Source organism: Rhizobium sp. LjRoot254 (assembly GCF_964254105.1).
In the GTDB taxonomy this organism is placed as follows: Bacteria; Pseudomonadota; Alphaproteobacteria; order Rhizobiales; family Rhizobiaceae; genus Rhizobium_E.
In genome coordinates, this window is sequence record NZ_CAXUSM020000001.1 from 3320975 (window position 1) to 3341775 (window position 20801).

A 20801-nucleotide genomic window follows, 5' to 3' on the forward strand; every position below is an offset into this window, starting at 1 on the left:
TCCCGTTCCAATCGTTATATCCGAACGAATATATCGATGGAAAATCAAAAGCAAGGCGTTTGATAGAGCCGCCTGGTCAGGCCTTGAGCTGGGCGATGGAAAGCAGCGTGTCGGCGCTGATGCTGGTCGAACTGCCGTTGAAAAGCTGCATGAGCGGCGACGTATCCGTCTCGTTGGCGAGATCGTACATTGCAGTGAAGCGGGTGATGAACTTCTGGAGTTCATCAGGATCCTGAAGTTCGTCGAAGTCCATGTAGCGCTCGACGAGCAGCTTCTGCTTCTCGATGTCCATGGTCGACATTTCGGCGGGCAATTCGAACGCCGTGCGGAAGACTTCCAGCAGCGCCGTGTCACCGAGGATGTCGTAAGCCGAGTTGATCGACGGCATCATTCGCTGGAAATAGAGCGCCAGGCGGGCGCCTGCGCTGTCCTCGCCGACTTCTTCCTCCAGGCTCTGCTGCAGGAAGAGATATTCGGTCGTCATCTGCCCATAGCGGCCCTGGATGCCGGAATCGCGCACCGCGATATTGCCGTTGGCATCGAAATTGAACGACGAGAGAATCTCGACGTAGCGATGGTCTTCCTGGATATTGACGAAGCTTTCGGGATCGTCGAGGTCCGAGTTGAACACCTGCTTGATGAAATCGTTGGTCACGTCTTCCGGATTGATGCCATTGGCGACCAGCACGAAATCGACGAGGCGCCTGTTGGCCACGAATTCCGATGCCGTCTGGATGTTCTGGATGTTCTCGGAATAGTATTTTGCTTCCTTGGTCGCGGCGTCCTTGTCTTCCTCATGACCGAAACGGGTCTTGGTAATGACGTAGTCCTTGGCGGTCTGGGTTATGACCTGCTGCGACTGGGCGAGCCGGGGTGCGGCCTTGTTGCCCTCAGTGTCGAAATTGAAGGCGGCGGCGAGTTCGCGGTAGCGCTCGTCCTTCTGCTTGTTGGCGAAACTGTTGGGGTCCGCGAGATCGCTGGTCAGCACCTTTTCGATCACCGAGTCCTTCGTATCATTGGGATCGAAGCCGAATGCGGTCAGGACGAAATCGTAGAGCCTCGGCGTCGATTGCAGTTCTTCGACGCTGTCCATGGAGCCGATGAAGTTGCGGTAATAAGTGTAAAGATCGTCGTCCTTCTGATCCTGCGCGTCGTCATAACGGGACATGTACTTGCCGGATGTGGTGGCCGTCTGCGCCGCGGTCTGGGCGGTGTTGCCGCCGGCAATCGTGCCGTCTGTCTGAAAATTGAACGCCTTGGTCAGCGCCTCGTATTTCTCGCCGCCGAAGACTGTCGCATAATTGTTCGGGTCGTTGAGGTCGCTCGTCAGGATGTTCTTGATCGTGCTCTTGAGGAAAATATCCTCCATTCCGAACGCGGTCTTGACGTAAGCCAGCATCCGGGGATCGTTGACCAGTTCATCGACATTGGTGATCGAACCGATCTTGGCCTCGAAATAGTCCTTGTTGAGCTGGGCCTCGGCGGGCACCGTGCGGCTCGGTACATAGAATGTGTAGGCTTCGACGAGAGCGAGCGTCTGGCTGGCATCCTGGGCTGTCACGCCGGTATCGAGCGTGCCCGCTGCATTGAAATTGAAGTTCCCCGCCATAGCCTGAAGCGTTGACTTGTTGGCGACGGTGAGTGTGTTCACATAGCTTGCGGGATCATTGAGGTCGCTGGTCAGCACCTTCGTCAGGTGGTCCTTGTTCCAGTATTTGGTGTCGAGATTGAAGCCCTTCAGAACATAGTTCCGGACCCGCTCGTCGCCCAATAGTTCATCGACAGACGAGATCGCGGCTATCTTGCTCTTGTAATAGGCGGTCTCGACTTCGACCGATTCACCCTCGTCTTCTATCGCCTGCTGGAAGTTCCCGATGACCTCATCGATCTGCCGGGTTGTTTGTACGATCGATGTCTCGGACGAGAATTGAAACGCCGCCGCGAACTGGGCGTAGCGCTGATCGGCCAGGCGATTGGCGAAGGAGTCCGTGTCGGTCAGGTCGCTTTCCAGCACCTTTTTCATGAAGGCCTTGGCGTAGGTCATGTCTTCCAGACCGTGCGCCTTCATCGCATAGGCATAGAGCCGGTAGTTGTCGACGAACTCCTCGACGGTTTTCACCTTGCCGATATTGTCCTTGTAATACTGCTCTTCCCTGGCGACCTGATTGGACGACGAGACGCGCTCGAGGTTCCCCCTGATGTCACGGTTGATCAGATTGTAGCTTAGGAAGGTGGAGACCATGGGAACCTACATTGCCGGCCTCCGCATTATGCCTTGAAAACCTTATCCGAACCTTACCGGCGGGGCCCTGGATATTTGGTGAAAATGCATCAATTGCCGGACTTGTTGTTCACCATTTGCAAACCGAACCGGCTTGCCAATTGATAACCATCCAACGAGGCAAAGTTTTCTTAACCGAGAATTTTAAGCTCCATCGAAGGCCGGCCCGCTAATCTGACGGCATAAGAGGACAGAATGTCCCGAAAAACAGAAGAGATGATCTCTCGAAAAAACAGGGTCGAAATCGATGAACACAATGTACCAGCCCGTGTGGGCCACGAGCAAACTGAGACTGGATCCGGGTCTTTTCCCGCAGCAGCTCCGTTATGAAATCGAGGAAAGCTCGGAAACCGTGAACATCACGCTCGACGAACGCGGCGCCGTCATGCGCCGGGTGCTGCCGTCCAGCGGCCTGCCGTTGACCGTTGCTCTGCCGTCGCGCGTCTTCAAGGGCGTCGCCGCCCGTGCGATCGACCATGGCAACGGCGAAGTGACCGTTACGCTCGAACTTCACCACACCGATGCCGGCTTCTGCATTCCGCTGCTGGTGGCGCACGACCTCTACGATATCGCCGCCGACTGGCGTTCCTGGTCGGAAGCCTATGGCATTCCGATGCTGATGGTCGAGGCAGACGGCGTTGCCCGCGAACTCGACGAGCACCTGATCACCGCCGGTGCCAAGCCTCCAAAGCCCCGCCGCCGCCATTCCTATTTCGCCGACCGCCGCCCCCGCTTCCTGGTTCGCCGCAAGACAGGCAATCTCGGCATCAGCATGAAGATCAAGGGCCGCGAGATTTTCCCGCGCGATTGATCGCATCACATGCGGAAACAAAAATGGCGCCCTCGGGCGCCATTTTCGATTCTATTCAAGCCTGAGCAGGTTAAGACCTGCTTGGGATCAAAGGTTGAAGTTCGCGGCCGTCAGATCGAGGTCGTCGTCGAGTTCGATCTGCATGTCGGCGATACCATTGCCATCGATATCGATCTGGATGATCGTCTTGCTGCCGGTCTTGTCCCATTTGACTTCGGGATTGTCGCTGCCGCCGGTAAAGGCACCACCCTCTGCCGCGATGAAGTCGAACGTATCATTGGCCAGAAGCGCGGTCAGGTCGAACTTGTCGTCGGTCACATTGAAATCGGTGATGATGTCGAACGTGTCAGCCGTAACGCCGCTGTCTCCAATGGCGGTGTAGACGTAGACGTCGCTGCCGTCGCCGCCTATTATCGAGTCGGCACCCACGCCGCCGGTGATCGTGTCGTTGCCGGCAGCGCCCTTGAGCACGTCCTTGCCGTCGCCGCCGAGGATCACGTCGTTGTCGGCACCACCGTCGATGTTGTCATCGCCTTCGCCGCCATTGATCGTGTCGGTTCCGGCTGCTCCAACGATCGTGTCGTTGCCGGCATCGCCGTTGAGTTCGTCATTGCCTTCGCCGCCGTCGATATCGTCGGCGCCTTCGCCACCGTCGATCGTGTCGTTACCGACGTCGCCGTTCAGCGTATCGTCACCGGCGCCACCGTCGATTTCGTCGTCACCGTCGCCGCCGTCGATCTCGTCGTCACCGCCGTCGCCATTGGCGACGTCGTTGCCGTCGCCCGCGTCGATCGCGTCATCGCCAGCGCCGCCGTCAATCTCGTCATCGCCACGACCGCCATCGATTTCATCGGCCCCGCCGCCACCACCGATCTTGTCATCGCCGTTGCCACCGTCGATCTCGTCGTCGCCGTCGCCGCCGGAAATATCGTCGTCGCCGGTTGCAGCATTAATGACGTCGTCGCCCGAGCCGCCATTGATGATGTCGATGCCGTTGCCGCCTGTAATGTCGTCGTTGCCGGCGCCACCGTCCAGAACGTTCTTGCCGCTGCCACCGATGATTTCGTCGTCACCGCCGCCGCCGTCGATCTTGTCGTCACCGTCACGACCCGACAGCTTATTGTCGCCAGCGCTGCCGGTGATATTATCGTCACCATCGGAACCGACCACGTTCTCGACACCGCGGAACTCAACCTTGCCGCCGAAGCTGCCGAAATCGCTCTGGCCGCCGAGATCTGTCTTGAGGCCACCGTTGGTGAGATGGAGCGTATCTGTGCCGTCACCACCATTGACGGTGGTCGTACCCGAAGCCCCATGGCCGGCAAAAGTATAAATCTTGTCGTCGCCGGCACTGAGCTTCAACTCGTCATAGACGCCGTTCAGCGCGACGGCGACCGCCCCGGCCTCTTCGTCGGGTTTGAACGTGCCGTGGTCCGGCTCCCTCTGCAGCACTTGCCACTGCAAATTGCGTTCCCAATCTATCGGCCCGTCGCTCACGATCTCGTGCCTGATATTTGCAAAATTCGGTCCGTTTCCGCCACCGCTGCCGGACTCGCTTGCAGCCTTGGCTGCCTCTTCCTGTCCGGACTGCTTGGCCGCCATCGCGGCCTGCGTCTGCTCGATCTCGTTATTCGAGTGCTTGGCGGAAGACTTCGAATCACCGTCGTCGTCTTGTCCGGCATCCGCGACATCGACCGTCAGGTCCGCACCGCTGAGATCGATCGTGGACGAATCTGTCGCGAGGTTCTGGAATTGCGAAAAATCAAATGATTCGACCTCCAGCGACTGGAGCAGATCGCCCAGCCACTCTTCGCCGTTCTCTTCGGATAGTTGTGCAAAATAGGGTATTTTCATCAGTGCAGCCATGAATGTGGCATCGATTGCCATTGAAATCTCACTCCGTCCCAGAGCTCGAACTAAATCAGTTCACTGTTACTTCCATAAGCGCGTGTTCAAGTCAATTTGCAGTATCTTGGGATGCAGATGCCCGAACGACGCGCTGTTTTAGAAATATTGCGGATATTGGGGCCAAGCGCGCTGATTTTGCAGCAGATTGACGCCATCGCGTTGTTACCACGGGAACAGCCAATGGTGCGCGAAGCCCATATTATCGGGACAACAATTCCGGCCGACGGCGCAAAAAAGCCACAGGCGGAAGAAAGCCCGGCTGAATTTGTCCCACAGCCGGGCTTTTCCATTTTCAGGCAAAAGGTATTGCCAACAACAGCCCAAGGAACAGCACTGTACCGACGGTGAAGTTGGACTTGAAGAGTGCCATGCACTGCACCGGATCATGTATATCGAGCACCAATATTTGCCACGCAAGCAGCACGACGGCGATCAGCAAGCCGATCCAGGCCGGAAAAGCTACGCCTGCGGCCGCGAATGCGATGATCAGGCCAAGCAGCGTCAATCCATAGAAGAGTGCCAGCCAGGCCCTGGTGTTGCGGCCGAAAAGCAGCGCGGTCGAACGCACGCCGATCAGGGCATCGTCTTCAGTATCCTGATGGGCGTAGATCGTGTCGTAGCCGATCGTCCACGCCACCGACGCAAGATAGAGCACGATCGCAGCGAAGGAGAGCGCTCCGAACTCGGCCGCCCACCCCACCAGCGCGCCCCAGGAAAAGGCGAGGCCCAGGAAGAACTGCGGCCAGTCGGTGAACCGCTTGGCGAAGGGATAGATCGCCACGATACCGAGGGACAGAATGCCGAGCACGACGGTGAACAGGTTGAAGCTCAACAGCACCGCCAGCCCGACCAGCGCTTGCAGAACCATGAATATCTTCGCCTGCAACCGGCTGACCCGGCCCGATGGCAACGGCCGCGAACGGGTTCGGGCCACCGCCATGTCGATCTCATGATCCACGAGGTCGTTATAGGTGCAGCCGGCACCGCGCATGGCGACCGCGCCGGCGAAGAACAGGAACAGGTGCCAGCAAAGCCGGGCGAAAGAGAAATGCCCTTCCGACATCGCGACATTGGCGGCGAGAGTCGCCGACCAGAAACAGGGCCACATCAGCAATTGCCAGCCGATCGGCCTGTCCCAGCGCGCCAGCTGCGCATAGGGCCAGAGTGCGCGCGGCAGCACGCGATAGACGAAATTGCCCGAGGGTGCGTCGGCGACGCGGCCATTGTCGAAGAATGTGAAGCTCATGGCTTTGAGCAAGTAGCCGAAACCACTTGCCAGTCAAGCATATCGATCAGGGGATCTTGAAATTGAACTTATATGCCGCGGAAACGCCGATCATGAATTGATCCCTGGAGCCGCGTTCCTTGACCAGGCTCGAATCCGCAACGGGACCGAGCAGCCTCGTATATTCGGCAAACAGGCTCGTCTCCAGCTGCTCCGTGGCCTTCCAGTTAACGGCACCGCCGATACCGGTCGACTGCAGGCCGCCGTCCGGATTATACTTCGAGAGCCCGGATTTCGCCGATTCCTTGGCGTTCACGCCATAATAGGCATCCATGTAGCCTTCTGTCGCAAACGACAGGCGCGGGCCGGCCGAGACGCGGACTGTCGGCGTGACATCATAAAACGCATCCGCTGCGAGATCGCCGACGATGCCGTCATGGCTGCGAATGCCCTGCCGGATTTCGGTGCGAAAGCGCATCCAGTCGGTCGGGTAGACTTCGGCGAAGCCGCCCAGTTCGCCGCCCCACTCCACGGGCTTGAGGCCCTTGAGGTCATTCGACGTGTCCCCATCGCGCGGCAACAGGATCTTGCCGGTCACGCCGAGGCGGACCATCCTGTTGTCGTAAAGGGAGAACGACGTGTTGTCGTTGCGCGAGATGAAACGGACATCTTCGTCGCCCTTGCCGACCGAGATCAGCGGCTTGCCCTGCAGGATATAGCTATTGTCACCCTGGAAGCGCGGGGCCACGAAGCCGGCGCCGCCAAGCTTGACGTACCAGTCACCCGACCACCAGGCCTCCTGTGCCATGGCCGTCGAACCCAGGAGCACGAGAGCCGCGGAAAGTGCCGAAACTGATGCAGTGCGCAAATCATCACCCCCAAAACCAATCGAGGCAAACCTAACCAGCTTTGGTTACTGATTCAACACGGCTTATGGTTAGCACACAATGAATGTCCGCAGCTGATGCGCGAAATGCACACCTTATGCCAGCTTCGCTCCCCGGCGGGCTTGACCTCGCCCCTGCCCCTCTTTAACCGGAACGTCTCACGCCGGATCCGCGTTTCTAATCCGGAATGCCATCCAGGGAGAAGAGCCATGAACGTCCTCCTCATAGGTTCCGGTGGCCGCGAGCATGCCCTCGCCTGGAAAATGGTCCAATCTCCCCACATCGGCAAGCTCTATGTCGCCCCCGGCAATCCCGGCATCGAGAAGCACGCCTTCTGCGTCGATCTCGCGGCCGACGATGTCGATGGCCTGATCGCATTCTGCACGGACAGGAACGTGGAATTCGTGGTCTTCGGTCCCGAAGCGCCGCTCGTCGCTGGTATCGGCGACAGGCTGCGCGAGGCGGGCCTGCTGGTCTTCGGGCCTTCCCAGGCAGCGGCACAGCTCGAGGGTTCCAAGGGCTTCACCAAGGATCTCTGCGCCAAATACGATATCCCGACCGGCGCCTATCGCCGATTCAGCAATGCCACCGACGCCAAGGCCTATGTCGATGAACAGGGCGCACCGATCGTGGTCAAGGCCGATGGGCTCGCTGCCGGCAAGGGCGTCACCGTTGCCATGACGGTCGACGAGGCGAAGGCCGCGATCGACGATTGTTTCGCCGGCACGTTCGGCGCAGCGGGCGCGGAAGTGGTGATCGAGGCCTATCTCGATGGCGAGGAGGCAAGCTTCTTCGTGCTTTCCGATGGCAAGAGCGCGCTGGCGCTGGCGTCTGTCCAGGATCACAAGCGCGTCGGAGACGGCGATACCGGGCCGAATACCGGCGGCATGGGCGCCTATTCGCCGGCACCCGTGATGACCGAGGAGATGATCACCCGGACGATGACCGAGATCATCGAACCGACGATCCGGGGGATGGCCGAGATGGGACATCCCTTCTCGGGCGTTTTCTTCGCCGGGCTGATGATCACCGACAAGGGTCCGGAACTCATCGAATACAATGTCCGCTTCGGGGATCCGGAATGCCAGGTGCTGATGCTGCGCCTGAAATCGGACCTGATGGAATTGCTATTGGCGACGGCCAAGGGTGAACTCGACGGCATGACCGCCGAGTGGAGCGACGAGACCGCGCTGACGGTGGTCATGGCGTCCAAGGGCTATCCCGGTTCTTACGCGAAGGGCACGCCGATCGAGGCACTGCCTGAGGATGGCGAGGACGTCCGCGTGTTCCATGCCGGCACGTCGATGAGCGAAGACCAGCTCATCGCCACGGGAGGCCGGGTGCTGAATGTCACCGCGCTCGGCAAGACCGTCTCCGAAGCACGGGACCGCGCCTATCAGGCGGTTGAGGGCGTCGTCTGGGATGGCGGCTTCTGCCGCAAGGATATCGGCTGGCGTGCCATCGCGCGGGAGACCGAAGTTTAGGGATTCTTTACCAGTTCCCCTCAGCCAATCTTAAGGCTTTTTTCATATTCTCGCCGAAATTGGATTGCGGGAGTATTGCGTCATGCGCGTGCACATTCTGGCCCTGGCGGCGTTTTCGGTAACCGGTCTCGCCCATGCGGCGTCGGTCGACAGCGTGAAGACGGGCGTTGCCAAGGTGCGCAGCATCGAGGCGATCCACTGCGCGAAATGCGTCCAGGAGACCAGGAAGAAGGTTGCACCGGCCGCGATCGAGCTGGCGCCTGGCACGCAGAAGGTCGAACTCCGCACCGTCGATGGCGTGACCAAGGTGTATCGCACCGAAGCCTGGCTCGGCGGATCGCCGGTGGTGTTCGTCACCAAGGCATCCGACGCGATGATCGCCAAGCATATCATGGACAAGCCGGCTGAAAATGTCGTGGCAAAGGCTGATGAAAAGCCGGTCGAGCAACCGGTCGCCGCCGACGCCAACATGATCGACCGGATCACCACGACTGCGGCTGTGACGGCCGACATGGGTGCTGCCACCAAGATCGAGCCCAAGAAGGCTGCGTTCGACGCCAGCAAGCTCGAGCTGCGTCTCGACTGAATGACGCAAGCTCGTCAGCGGCCGCCGCGCCTCAAGTGCTCATCGAGCCGGGGCATGATTTCCACGAAATTGCACGGCATGTGACGGTAGTCCAGCTGGTCCCTCAGGATGCCGTCCCAGGCATCCCTACAGGCGCCGGGCGAGCCGGGCAGCACGAAGATGAAGGTGGCGTTGGCAACGCCGCCGGTGGCGCGCGACTGGATGGTCGAGGTGCCGATCTTGTCGTAGGATATCCGGTGGAAGACCGCCGAGAAGCCGTCCATGGTCTTTTCGAACAGCGGCAGAAGCGCCTCCGGCGTCACGTCGCGGCCCGTGAAACCGGTGCCGCCGGTGGTGATCACCACGTCGATGTCATCCTGAAGCGTCCAGGATTTGACCCGGTCGTAGATCGCCTGCCTGTCGTCCTTGACGATATCCCTCGCGATCAGTTTATGGCCGGCATCCCTGATGCGGGCGGCGAGCGTATCGCCCGACTTGTCGTCGGCCGTGGTGCGGGTATCGGAGACCGTCAGCACTGATATGCCGACCGGTATGAAGGGGCGCGTCTCGTTGAGATCAGGCATGACATGTCTTTCCGACTAGATCGTCTTGCAGCCCTGGACATACCAGTCAGGCCGCTCCGCCTCAAGCTTTGCCCAGGCCCGCTCCATGCCGGTTCGCGTCTGGTAGACGCCGAAGCAGGTGGCGCCGGAGCCCGACATGCGGGCCAGCATCGGATCGACGGTCCTGATCAGTTCGAGCGTATCGGATATGACCGGCTCCAATGTTTCGGCTGATGGCTGGAGGTCGTTGCGGGTGGCGCCCAGCGTGCCAATCCATTGCTCTCGCGGGGCTCCGTCTCTCGGCACGTCGAGTGGCAGATTGTTCTTGTTGGTGAGACGCTTGAAGATTTCGGGCGTCGAGACTTCTACCAGGGGATTGACCAGCAGGAGATGCAGTTTGGGGAAATCGCCGAGCAGGGTGATGTCCTCGCCGATGCCGCGCGCCAGCAGAGGCCGGCTTTCGATGCACATGGGAATGTCGGCGCCGAGCGCAAGGCCGATCTTGTGAAGAGTCATACGTTTCGTGCCCGTGGCCCAGAAGCGGGCGAGGCCGCGCAGCGTTGCCGCCGCATCGGCCGAGCCGCCGCCGATGCCGGATGCGACGGGCAGGTTCTTTTCGAGATGAATGTGGACGGGTGGTGCGGAATTGCCGCGGTCGGCGGCGTGTGCACGGAGCGCATCGCGGGCGCGCAGAACGAGATTGCCGGTCTTCGGTTCGGAATCCAGAGGCAGGGAACCGCCGAAGCGCCCCGAGACGGTGAAGCGGTCTTCCTCGGACGGACTGAATGTCAGGCGGTCGCCGGCATCGGCGAAGACGACGAGCGAATCGAGCAGATGGTAGCCATCCGCGCGCTGGCCGGTCACGTGAAGCGCCAGGTTGATCTTGGCGGCCGCGAATTCCTCGATCTCGCCCGGCGCCACCGGAATACCGTCAGTTCTTCGTTTCGGGCAGCTTCAGCATCTGCCCTGGCTGAATCCGGTTCGGATATCGCTTGAGTTCCGGATTGAGATCGATGATCTCCATAAAGCGCTGGCCGTCGCCGAGGATCTCCTTGGCGATATTCCAGAGCGAATCCCCCTTGTTGACGGTGTGCAGCGCCGGCTGCACGGCCTTTTCCTCGGCCTTGGGCTCGGCGGCGACCGGATCGGTCGCGGGCTTCGGCTCCTCGACCTTGATCGCGTCCTTGGCCTGCCCGGCCGGGACCGCGGCTGCAACCTCGACATTGCGGGTCGCGTCGGCGGGCTTCTGCTCGGCCTTCTTGACTTCGATCTCCGGCAGGCCTTCCTTGATCTTCTTGCGGATCTTGGGAATTTCGGCCTCTTCAGGCTTCACGCTCAGCGCGGTACGCCACTGGAATATGGCTTCTAGCTTGCGGCCGACGCGCCAATAGGCATCGCCCAGATGGTCGTTGATCGTCGCATCGGCGGCCTTGAGTTCGACGGCGCGCTCGAGTTCGCCAACGGCATCGTCGAACCGGCCCAGACGATAATAGGCCCAGCCCAGCGAGTCGATGATGTAACCGTCGTCAGGCCTGAGATCGGCCGCCTTGCGGATCATATCGAGGCCCTGATCGAGCTTGATGTTCATGTCGACCCAGGAATAGCCGAGGTAGTTCAGCACCTGCGGCTGGTCGGGATAGAGTTCGAGCGCCTTCTGGAAGTTGGGCTCGGCAAGCTCCCATTTCTTCAGCCGCTCATAGGCAATGCCGCGCTGGAAGAAGACCGACCAGTCCTTGCGCTTCGGCAACGGCCCGATGATCTCGACGGCCTTGTCATAGGTCTTGGCCATCTCCGCATATTCTTTCTGGTCGGAAAGCAGGCTGGCATAGGCGAGATAGCCGCGGATATCGCTGGGGTCGGCGGTTAGGGCAGCCTTGAGATGCTGGCGCGCTTCCTCTGTCTTGCCCGTATTGGCGAGGTTGAGGCCGAGCTGAAGTTCGGAGACGCGCCGCAATGGCGAATCGGCCGGAACGCGCTTGTACCATTCGATGGCGCGCTCAGGCTGTTCGAGGCTTTCCGAGAGGCCGCCGAGCAGGACGGCGGTATCGGCGCTCGGCGCGAGCGCATAGGCGGTGACTAGGTAGAAGGCGACGATATCCTGCGCGCTCTGGCGATCCGGCGCATTGGTGACCGACTGGTTCAAGGCAGCGCCGACGGAGAACAGCACCGACGAGACACCTTCGGACGCCGACTTGACGATGAAATCCGGCTTCGCACCGGATTCGATGGTCTTGCGGAATACGGCCAGCGGCACGTAATCAGGCGCGAACGCCTCGCCGACCGAGATCGCATCGAGCGCCTTCTGCCGGTTTCCGGCTTTGGCTTCGAGCGAGGCGAGCGCGAGGACCGCGCGCATATAGGTGTCGGATGCGGAGCCGCCTTCCTCGCGGTTGGCGACTGTTTCGCTCAGTCTTTTCCGTGCCGTGTCGATATCCCCGGACGCGGCGGCGATCATGCCGGCGTTATAATTCTTGAAGATGCCGTACCATTCCGGGCCTTCCATCTTGTCGATGGCCGCGATGGCATCCTTGGCCTTGCCTTCGCCGAACTGGCCCCATGCCATGATCAGCGAGTTGATCATGCGGTCCAGTTCATTCGGGCCGTTATATTTGAGGATCGTATAGGCGTCGGCATATTTCTGCTTGCGAATCGCATCGATGCCGCGCGCGATAGTGGCGATGCGCTCGACGGCCGGATCGTTCTTGAGCTTTTCGCCCTCGGCGACGCCTTCGTCGAAATTGCCGTTCATGAACAGGCTGATCATCAGCCGCTGGCGGACCTCGACATTGCCGGGGTCATATTTCAGCGCGGTCTTGTAGAGCGTGATCGCCGAAGCATAATCATAGTCGTTGTCGGCAGTGCGAGCCGCGAGAAACGCACCCGCGAACGTATCGACCGAGGCCGCATCGAACTGGACCACGGGAGCCGGCTTGGTGCCACCGACCGCCTCCTCGGCCTGAGCCGCGCCGGACAGCGCGATCAGCAATGCGAGGGCGGTGCCGAGGGGAAACCGGCATCTTGTATTAAAAGCCATTCTTCAGCCTTTCGAATGGGCGCAAATCAGGCGCTCTAAAAACCATATATCAGACCCTGCCACAAGACAGCCGCGTTTTTGAGGCGCAGTTATCACAATTGCTTGCATGAGGTCACTGTATTTCCGGCGGAGGTTCGTTCGCGTGGTGGATGGGATTACCCCCTCTGCCCTGCCGGGCATCTCCCCCTCAAGGGGGGAGATCGGATGGGGCGCTCGCTCGCTGCCCAAATTGACCGTTCGTTGCTCAGCATTCGACATTCGATCTTGGCGAGGTTCGCGCTTCTAGCCAATCTCCCCACCTGAGGGGGAGATGGCCGGCAGGCCAGAGGGGGGCGAGCTTGCTCCGACGTTTGCCATTTCATCTCTTATCGTCCCTCAAACACATCTCCGCATTCACGCGAGCCCTTCCGCCCCGTGGTTTGACCATGCACGTCCCCAATCCCTTCGCTGGTCGCTAAGGATCGGCCGGGGCACGTCTCCGTGCCGAGTTATATGGCTGCCTTGCGACAGCCGGTAAGACACGTATCCGTGCCCCGTTCGGTGTATTTTCATCCGCGAACTCGGCCGTCTGCGCCCATTTGGTCCCGGACTTGTCGGGTCCGGGATGGGCTTGTGTGCGGTACAACGCACGCCACGCGTACAGACCTTTCAGCCGTACCCGGGGGAGACCCCTTCTCGCGGACGCCTGAAGCGGGACTTTACGTCGTCTTCCCGCAACCGGCACCGGTTCTGTCTCGCCCGCATCGCCATGAGGGGTAGCCGAGGGCAGAACGGGGTGATTCTCTCACAGGTTTGGAGGGCGGGGATGGGGGGAGAGGAATTTTTTCTTATGTTTTTGATAAGGGATTGATTTTATTCAGAAGAAAGTGAATTTTGAGCGCGAGATTTACCCCTCACCAACTTCGGCCAAGCATTCGACCTTTGGTCTCATGCGGCCTGCGTATCCTCTCCCGCAGGGGGAGAGGTAAGACCCGTGGCACCATCCAGCCCCACGCCCTATAAGCGCAACGCCTCTTCCAAGGGATAGCAGACGCCCGGGGCACATCAAGATTCCCAAGTGCACCGGCCTTGGCCAGGCAATGTTACGTTCGATGTTACCGTTGCGTTACTTCCGCCTCATCCGCGGATACGCCAAACTCCCGCTACCGCAGCACACCTGCTGCCAAACGGGGAGTTCATCATGAGCGAGAATAATTCGAAGATGCCGGCGAGCGACTCGCTCTCTGTCAGCCGCCGCGATCTGCTGCTTGGAGGCAGCTCGCTGGCCGTCGCCGCGATGGCGGTATCGGCCACGACTGCGAGCGCTCAACAGGCTGCCGCAACCGGCGGCAAAAAGCCCAACATCCTGATGATCATGGGCGACGACATCGGCTGGTTCAACCCGAGCATCTACCATCGCGGCATGATGGGCTACAAGACGCCCAACATCGACCGCGTCGGGCAGGAAGGCGCGATGTTCACCGACTGGTACGGCGAGCAGAGTTGCACCGCCGGCCGCGCCGCCTTCATCACCGGACAATCGCCGATACGCACCGGCCTCACCAAGGTCGGGTTGCCGGGAGCAGACATCGGCCTTCAGGCGGAAGATCCGACCGTCGCCGAGTTCCTCAAGGCGCTGGGCTACAACACGGGACAATTCGGCAAGAACCATCTCGGCGACAAGGACGAATTCCTGCCGACCAATCACGGCTTCGACGAGTTCTTCGGCAATCTCTACCATCTCAATGCGGAGGAAGAACCCGAAAATCCCGACTATCCGAAGAGCCCGGAGTTCAAGAAACGCTTCGGCCCGCGCGGCGTGATCCACTCCTTTGCCGACGGCCGGATCGAGGATACGGGCGCGTTGAGCAGAAAACGCATGGAAACGGTCGACCAGGAATTCGCCGATGCCGCTCTCGATTTCATGGAGCGGCAAAGCAAGACGGACAAGCCGTGGTTCTGCTATTTCAACTCGACGCGCATGCACGTCAACACGCATCTCAAGCCATCCTCCCAGGGCGTGACGGGCAAGGGCATCTATCCCGACGGCATGGTCGAGCACGACGGCATCGTCGGCCAGTTGCTCAAGAAGGTGGATGACCTCGGGCTGGCCGAGAACACGATCGTCATCTACACGACGGACAACGGTGCCGAGGTGATGACGTGGCCCGACGGCGGCAACACGCCGTTCCGGGGCGAGAAGGCGACCAACTGGGAAGGCGGCTTTCGCGTGCCGACGCTCATCCGCTGGCCCGGCGTCATCACGCCCGGAACGATCTACAATGAGATATTCTCGCACTACGACCTGATCCCGACCCTCTGCGCGGCAGCGGGCGAGCCCGACATCGTCGAGAAATGCAAGGCGGGCTATCAGGCTGGTGCCAAGACATTCAAAGTCCATCTCGACGGCAACAACCTGATGCCGTTCTTCCGGGGAGAGGTGAACGACGGGCCGCGCCGAGAATTCCTCTACTGGAGCGACGACGGCGAACTGATGGCGGTGCGCCTCATGGACTGGAAGGTGGTGTTCAAGTCGCAGGACCACGAAGGCATCGACGTCTGGCGTCAGGCTTTCACCGAACTTCGGGCGCCGCTGCTTTTCAATCTGCGCGGCGACCCGTTCGAACGCGGCGACACCTCCATCGAATACGAGAAGTGGTTCTTCGACCGTTCGTTCGTCGTCGTGCCGTCCCAGGCGGTCGTCGCCAAGTGGCTTGAAAGCTTCAAGGAGTTCCCGATCCGGCAGAAGCCCGCCAGCTTCAATCTCGACGATGTGATGGAGAAGCTGTCGTCACCCGGCGCCAGCAAGTAACGCCTCGCAGTCCGGTCGAGGCGGTCGCGGCGTTTCAGGTCGCGATCGTTCAGCGGAACCGGAGGTAACGTGCATCCGGATTGGCCGGCCTCACTGGCCGGCATGGCAGCATCGATGCTGGCTTCCCGGCGGGTGCGGTGCGGAGTACCGGCCTAATAATTCAACTTCGGGAAGAAATCGCCGCGCCCTTCGGGGCTCATGTCGAGCAGGCCCCAGACGGGATCGACCAGATCTCCGGCGCGATGGTGCTGGCCGGGTTCCTCCGGCGCGTAGACCAGTTCGTTGCCCCAGAAGTGGCGGACCGTGCCGTCGGCGTCCCGGTGGAACACATTGTACATCGGCTCGTCCCAATTCTTGCCGGGCTCGTAACCGCGTGCGGCACGCATTTCGGGACCGAATTTCGACGTGTCGCCGAAATAGTGGTGGGAGTAATTGTTGCCTGCCGTCGAGAGCAGTTTCACATTCTGCCAGCCACGCTTGCGCGCCAATGCCTCCAGCCGCGCGATCGGCGACTTGGCGACGACATAGGTCGGGAAGCGCTGGTCGGCATGGTAGACGCTGCCATCCCAGCCATCGATCGTGTGGGTGCAGCCGTCGCACGGCTTGTCGCGCTCCGGCCCGTACATGAAGCTGTAGAGCAGGATGCTGGGATGATCGCCGAACAGTTCCGACAGCCGAACCTTTTCGGGACGCTGGTCGGCATCGATGCGCTCGAACACGAAATCCTCCGGCACTTCGCCACCGCGCGGAAGCGAACGGCGCTGGGCGGCGACCGCCTCGATCTGGCGGCGCAATGCCATCTCGGCGTCGAGCAAAGCGTTGCGGGCGGCGCGGTATTCAGGGCTTTCATTGGGGAAGGATAGGTGTTCCACGGAGCAATCCTTTCGTCAACATAAGGGCTGTGCGGCGCGGCATATCGGGCGAAATCCGCTCCACGGCCGAGCTGGCTAAAAAGGTGTTTTCCAACAACCGCCCGGCCGCGATAAGGTTCCGGCGAACACCCCCCAGACCCGGTTATGGCGCTGTCCAGATATCACAACCTTCGCTGCGGCCTTTCAGCTCAAAGCCCTTATGGAACCGCATGTCGCGACGAAAGCGCTCGCGAAGGGTGGTGTCCGAGACGGCTTCCATTGCCGCCTGGCTGATGATGGTGCCGCACGAAAGGATGCGCGTGGCGGCCTCAAGCCGGGAGGCGACATTGACGGTATCGCCGAGCATGGCGAACTCCATGCGCCTGGCATTGCCGATATCGCCGAGGATGACCGGACCGTAATGCACGCCGACCGAAAGGCGGATCGGCTGCAGCCCTTTGCCGGCCCGATCGGCATTGAGACGCGCGATACTTTCCAGCATCGCGAATGCGGCCGATATGGCGCTGGCGGCATCATCCGGCGAAGGGCTGGGCGTGCCGAAACTCGCCATCAGGCCATCGCCCATATATTTGTCGAGCGTGCCGCCATGGGAAAACACCACCTCTTCGAGCGCCGCATGAAACTCGCGCAGCAGCGAGATGACGTCGTCCGGGGTATGCGCCTCGGCATAGCGCGTGAAACCGACGATATCGGCAAACAGCACCGCGACTTCCTGCGAACGCACGCCGCCCATCGGCTCGTTGCGATGCGCCAGTTCCTCGACCATCGAGGGCGCGAAATAGCGCGACAGGTTGGCGCGTTCGGCGGCGAGATCGGCCTGGCGCATCAGGAGCTGGCTGGCGCGCCGCGACTTCATGCCGAGCATGCCGGCGACGATGATGAAGATCGTGATCTCCTGGACGCGGCTGGTGAAATTGACGCTGTTCGGATCGATCGCGTCGAAGATGCGGGGATAATTCGCCACGGCCTCACGCACCCTGTCGGAGAGTTCCGGATAGGTGGTGCCGAACAGGGCCACGCCGCCGACCCCGCAGAGCCAGATGACCGCCACCCAGACGCCGAGGCCCTGAACCGTGCGCCAGCTATAGGCGAGCATCGCACTGGCCAGGAAGATGTAGAAATACTGGAAACCATCGAACTGGAACTGAAAAGCCGTCGGCCAAGGGTCCGACGCGAGCGGATTGGGTAGGGTCATGGTCAGCGTCAGCAGAAGAATATCGGCGGAGATCAGCCCCAGTTCGGCAAAGGACTGGCCGACGCGGGCCGCCCGCAATTGCGCGATGCCGATCACGACGAACAGCAGCAGGATCGCCTCGTAATAGAGCATCTCCCAGCGCGGATTGAGATAGATGAGAAGCAGCGCCACAACGGCCATAGCCGCCGCACGCGCCCATGTCGCAATGCGCTGGCCCTCCATCTTCTCGAGTTCGAGCGCGCGCGCCAGATGCGGATTGCGCCGGGCGAGCCGCTCCTCCGCCAGCCGTGACGACCATGGCGGCTCCCACAGCCAGAGCACCCAGCGCGCCATCCCGGTCCTCTGCTTGCCAGATCGTTGTTCTGCGATGTCCAATCCCACAAGCCAGGCCTCCCGTTGGAGGGGAGAGTCTAGCATCGCTGCGGGGTGGCGTCACGGTGGGAAGAAGGTGTTGAGAAACGCTGCGGTCTCATCCGAGACGCCGACGATCTTGTCGGTGGCCCGGCGGTAGAAATTGCACTTGCTCCTGGTTTCCGGGCAGCGGTCGTCGCCATCGTCACAAGGCTCGATCTGCCCGTTCAAATTGTGACGTTCGGCCCGACATTTCCCCCGTGTTACTGTTACGTACTTGCCGCGCAACGATTTGAGCGCCCTACTGGAGAGACCCTTCAGGAGATAGGTCATGCTGTTCAAACGAAGAACATTGTTGCTGGGCTCGACCGTGCTGGTGCTGATGGCGCCGATGGCCTCGCGGGCTCTCGCAGAAACGCTCTCAGGAGCTGAAGCCCGGGCGATCGCAAAGGAGGCCTATATCTATGGCTTCCCGCTCGTCGACAGCTACCGTGTTCAGTATTCCTACTTCGTGGATCGTGGCGGGCCGGAATTCAAGGCCGACTGGAATGCGATCTTCAACAATGCCCGGGTCTATACCCCTGACGACAAGGCGATCCAGTCACCCAACTCTGACACGCCTTATTCGTTCGTCGGGGCGGACCTGCGGACAGAGCCATTGATCCTATCAGTGCCCGCGGTGGAGCAGGGTCGCTACTACTCCCTGCAGTTCATCGACATGTACACTTTCAATTTCGCCTATGTCGGCAGCCGGGCGACCGGCAACGACGCGGGTGTCTTCATGCTCGCAGGGCCGAACTGGAAAGGCGAAACGCCGCCAGGGGTCAAGGCAGTGATCCGGAGCGAGACGGAATTTGCGTTCGTCCTATATAGGACCCAGTTGTTCAATCCCGGGGACATCGAGAACGTCAAGAAGATCCAGGCTGGCTACAAGGTCGAGCCGCTGTCCTCCTATCTGAAGCAGCCGGCCCCGGCGAGCGCACCGGCGATCGACTTCCGCAAACCTCTCACGCCCGAGCAGCAGCGTGGATCGCCGGACTTTTTCTCGATCTTGAATTTCGTGCTTCAGTTCTGCCCAAAGCACCCATCCGAGAACGACCTGATGGCGCGCTTTGCCAAGCTCGACATCGGCGCGGGAAAGGGTTTCGACTTCAACGCGCTCTCGCCGGAGATTCAGAAGGCCGTAAAGCGCGGCATCGCGGATGCCTGGGCGGCTTTTGGGGAACACAAGGAAACGAAGATCGACACGGGAAAAGAATCGAGCGCCGATTCCTTCGGCACACGAGAGTTCCTGAAGAACGACTACATGCGGCGCATGTCGGGCGCCGTCCTCGGAATTTACGGAAACTCCAAGGCCGAGGCGATGTATCCCGTCTATTTCGTCGATAGCAAAGGGCGGCCGCTCGACGGCAAGCGCACTTACCAATTGCGCTTCGGCGCCGAGCAACTCCCGCCCGTCAACGCATTCTGGTCGCTGACCCTCTACCAGCTCCCGCAGAGCCTTCTCTACGCCAATCCGATCGACCGCTACCTGATCAATTCTCCCATGCTGCCCGGTCTGAAGCGCGATGGCGATGGCGGCATCACCCTGCATGTCCAGCACGAAACGCCCGGCCCGGACAGGGAAAACAACTGGCTGCCGGCGCCGGAGGGTCCGTTCTTCGTGGCTCTGCGGCTCTACTGGCCCAAGGAGGCCGCACTTGACGGTTCCTGGAAAGCCCCGGCGCTCGACGCCATCAATTGATCGAGAAGGATTTCGACCCATGCACGGAAGATCTGTCACGACCACCGCCTCGCTATTGATTTCGCTGTTCGCGATCCAATCACCCGCATTGTCGGCCGACGCGCAGCCAGTGACCGTCGACAATTTCATCCGGGCCGAAAGCGATCTCTATCTTGGCAATATCATCAAGGACGGCGGCTTCGGCAAGTTCATTCACCGGCGTGAACCGGCGGCGATCGACAATCAGACCGTCATCCGCCTCAATCGGGATACCCTGTATTCGGCAGCGGTTTTCGACCTGGAAGCCGGGCCGGTGACGATCACCCTGCCGGACAGCGGCAGCCGGTTCATGTCCCTTCTCGCGATCAACGAAGACCATTATATCGCAGGCGTTGCCTACGGCGCGGGAGCCCACACGTTCACTAGAGAAGGCGTGGGGACACGATACATGGCCGCCGCGATCCGCACTTTCGTGGACCCGTCAAATCCTATCGACGTCAGGGACGTGCATGCACTGCAGGACGCGATCAAGATCGACCAGACCGCGGCAGGAGCGTTCGAAATTCCCGCATGGGACGCGGCGAGCCAGAAGAAGGTCCGGGACGCGCTGCTCATATTGGGTTCGACGATTCCCGACTTCAAGGGCGCGTTCGGTTCCAAGGACACGGTGGATCCGATTCGCCATCTCGTGGGGACTGCAACCGGCTGGGGCGGCAATCCCGAGAAGGATGCGACGTACCTGAATGTCACCCCTGCCGGCAATGACGGCAAGGCTGTCTACAGACTTGCCGTCAAGGATGTCCCCGTCGATGGCTTCTGGTCGGTGAGCGTCTACAATGGCCAGGGCTACTTCGTGAAGAATGCGTACGACGCCTATTCGCTCAACAACATCACCGCAAAAAAAAGTGACGATGGCACGATCGCTATCCAGTTCGGCGGCTGCGACGGAAAGGTCGTCAACTGCATTCCGACAGTTCAAGGCTGGAACTATACGGTCCGGCTATATCGTCCCAAGGAGGAGATTCTTAACGGCAGCTGGCGTTTTCCCGAGCCGGAACTGGTCAAATAGGAAACACCATGCGTGATCGGCGTCAAACGCCGGCACCGTGGA

Annotated in this window: 16 protein-coding genes and 1 pseudogene; 7 read left to right on the top strand and 10 right to left on the bottom strand. The window is 60.5% G+C overall.

Annotation, left to right across the window (positions count from 1 at the left end; all coding sequences use genetic code 11):
• Positions 1-76 precede the first annotated feature (76 nt).
• The gene (locus ACSQ26_RS16440) at positions 77-2242 is read right to left on the bottom strand and encodes a DUF1217 domain-containing protein (RefSeq protein WP_436010627.1); all 2166 of its coding nucleotides are present in this window, start codon (positions 2240-2242) and stop codon (positions 77-79) included.
• A 286-nt stretch (positions 2243-2528) separates the two neighbouring features.
• Between ACSQ26_RS16440 and ACSQ26_RS16445 the strand changes: the two genes are divergently transcribed.
• Complete coding sequence (locus ACSQ26_RS16445; protein WP_258160931.1) at positions 2529-3092, top strand: DUF6101 family protein; 564 nt, start codon at positions 2529-2531, stop codon at positions 3090-3092.
• Between the two features lie 87 nt (positions 3093-3179).
• Here the strand turns inward: ACSQ26_RS16445 and ACSQ26_RS16450 are convergent, their stop codons facing one another.
• Positions 3180-4979, bottom strand: a complete 1800-nt coding sequence (locus ACSQ26_RS16450; RefSeq protein ID WP_436010629.1) for a calcium-binding protein — start codon at positions 4977-4979, stop codon at positions 3180-3182.
• A 90-nt stretch (positions 4980-5069) separates the two neighbouring features.
• Here ACSQ26_RS16450 and ACSQ26_RS16455 point away from each other — a divergent pair, with 90 nt between their 5' ends.
• Entirely contained in the window at positions 5070-5348 is a 279-nt protein-coding gene (locus ACSQ26_RS16455; RefSeq protein WP_436010631.1) for a hypothetical protein, read from the top strand.
• On the opposite strand, the gene ubiA is transcribed toward ACSQ26_RS16455, so the two are convergent.
• Together ubiA and ACSQ26_RS16465 are read right to left on the bottom strand one after the other, a co-directional pair.
• The gene (gene ubiA, locus ACSQ26_RS16460; protein ID WP_436010633.1) at positions 5293-6246 is read right to left on the bottom strand and encodes a 4-hydroxybenzoate octaprenyltransferase; all 954 of its coding nucleotides are present in this window, start codon (positions 6244-6246) and stop codon (positions 5293-5295) included. The two genes, ACSQ26_RS16455 and ubiA, sit on opposite strands and share 56 nt — an antisense overlap.
• A gap of 46 nt (positions 6247-6292) precedes the next feature.
• Positions 6293-7093 carry a MipA/OmpV family protein gene (locus ACSQ26_RS16465; RefSeq protein ID WP_436010635.1) on the bottom strand — a complete coding sequence of 267 codons (801 nt, stop codon included), beginning with the start codon at positions 7091-7093 and terminating at the stop codon, positions 6293-6295.
• A 228-nt stretch (positions 7094-7321) separates the two neighbouring features.
• Here ACSQ26_RS16465 and purD point away from each other — a divergent pair, with 228 nt between their 5' ends.
• Both purD and ACSQ26_RS16475 read left to right on the top strand, forming a co-directional pair.
• Positions 7322-8596, top strand: a complete 1275-nt coding sequence (gene purD, locus ACSQ26_RS16470) for a phosphoribosylamine--glycine ligase (protein WP_436010637.1) — start codon at positions 7322-7324, stop codon at positions 8594-8596.
• Between the two features lie 82 nt (positions 8597-8678).
• Positions 8679-9182, top strand: a complete 504-nt coding sequence (locus ACSQ26_RS16475) for a plant virulence effector HPE1-like domain-containing protein (protein WP_436010639.1) — start codon at positions 8679-8681, stop codon at positions 9180-9182.
• A 14-nt stretch (positions 9183-9196) separates the two neighbouring features.
• Here ACSQ26_RS16475 and moaB read toward each other — a convergent pair whose 3' ends face one another.
• The 3 genes and pseudogenes from moaB to ACSQ26_RS16490 form a co-directional block, all read right to left on the bottom strand.
• A complete protein-coding gene (gene moaB, locus ACSQ26_RS16480; RefSeq protein WP_436010641.1) occupies positions 9197-9745 on the bottom strand; it encodes a molybdenum cofactor biosynthesis protein B in 549 nt (182 codons plus the stop codon).
• Positions 9746-9760: 15 nt separating this feature from the next.
• A complete protein-coding gene (locus ACSQ26_RS16485; protein ID WP_436010643.1) occupies positions 9761-10645 on the bottom strand; it encodes a 4-(cytidine 5'-diphospho)-2-C-methyl-D-erythritol kinase in 885 nt (294 codons plus the stop codon).
• Between the two features lie 313 nt (positions 10646-10958).
• Positions 10959-12758, bottom strand: a pseudogene (locus tag ACSQ26_RS16490) (tetratricopeptide repeat protein); the annotation flags it as partial.
• A gap of 1180 nt (positions 12759-13938) precedes the next feature.
• Between ACSQ26_RS16490 and ACSQ26_RS16495 the strand changes: the two are divergent.
• Positions 13939-15549, top strand: coding sequence for an arylsulfatase (locus ACSQ26_RS16495; RefSeq protein ID WP_436010645.1), 1611 nt, complete (start codon positions 13939-13941; stop codon positions 15547-15549).
• A gap of 152 nt (positions 15550-15701) precedes the next feature.
• Here the strand turns inward: ACSQ26_RS16495 and ACSQ26_RS16500 are convergent, their stop codons facing one another.
• From ACSQ26_RS16500 to ACSQ26_RS16510, 3 genes are all read right to left on the bottom strand, one after another.
• A complete protein-coding gene (locus ACSQ26_RS16500) occupies positions 15702-16421 on the bottom strand; it encodes a DUF899 family protein (protein ID WP_436010647.1) in 720 nt (239 codons plus the stop codon).
• Positions 16422-16563: 142 nt separating this feature from the next.
• On the bottom strand, positions 16564-17949 hold the full coding sequence (locus ACSQ26_RS16505; protein ID WP_436010649.1) for an adenylate/guanylate cyclase domain-containing protein: 1386 nt from the start codon (positions 17947-17949) through the stop codon (positions 16564-16566).
• Positions 17950-18048: 99 nt separating this feature from the next.
• The gene (locus ACSQ26_RS16510; RefSeq protein WP_436010651.1) at positions 18049-18198 is read right to left on the bottom strand and encodes a hypothetical protein; all 150 of its coding nucleotides are present in this window, start codon (positions 18196-18198) and stop codon (positions 18049-18051) included.
• A gap of 100 nt (positions 18199-18298) precedes the next feature.
• Here ACSQ26_RS16510 and ACSQ26_RS16515 point away from each other — a divergent pair, with 100 nt between their 5' ends.
• Complete coding sequence (locus tag ACSQ26_RS16515; RefSeq protein WP_436010653.1) at positions 18299-19711, top strand: DUF1254 domain-containing protein; 1413 nt, start codon at positions 18299-18301, stop codon at positions 19709-19711.
• Positions 19712-19730: 19 nt separating this feature from the next.
• Positions 19731-20759 (top strand): DUF1254 domain-containing protein, encoded by a 1029-nt coding sequence (locus tag ACSQ26_RS16520; protein ID WP_436010655.1) that lies wholly within the window; start codon positions 19731-19733, stop codon positions 20757-20759.
• Positions 20760-20801 lie beyond the last annotated feature (42 nt).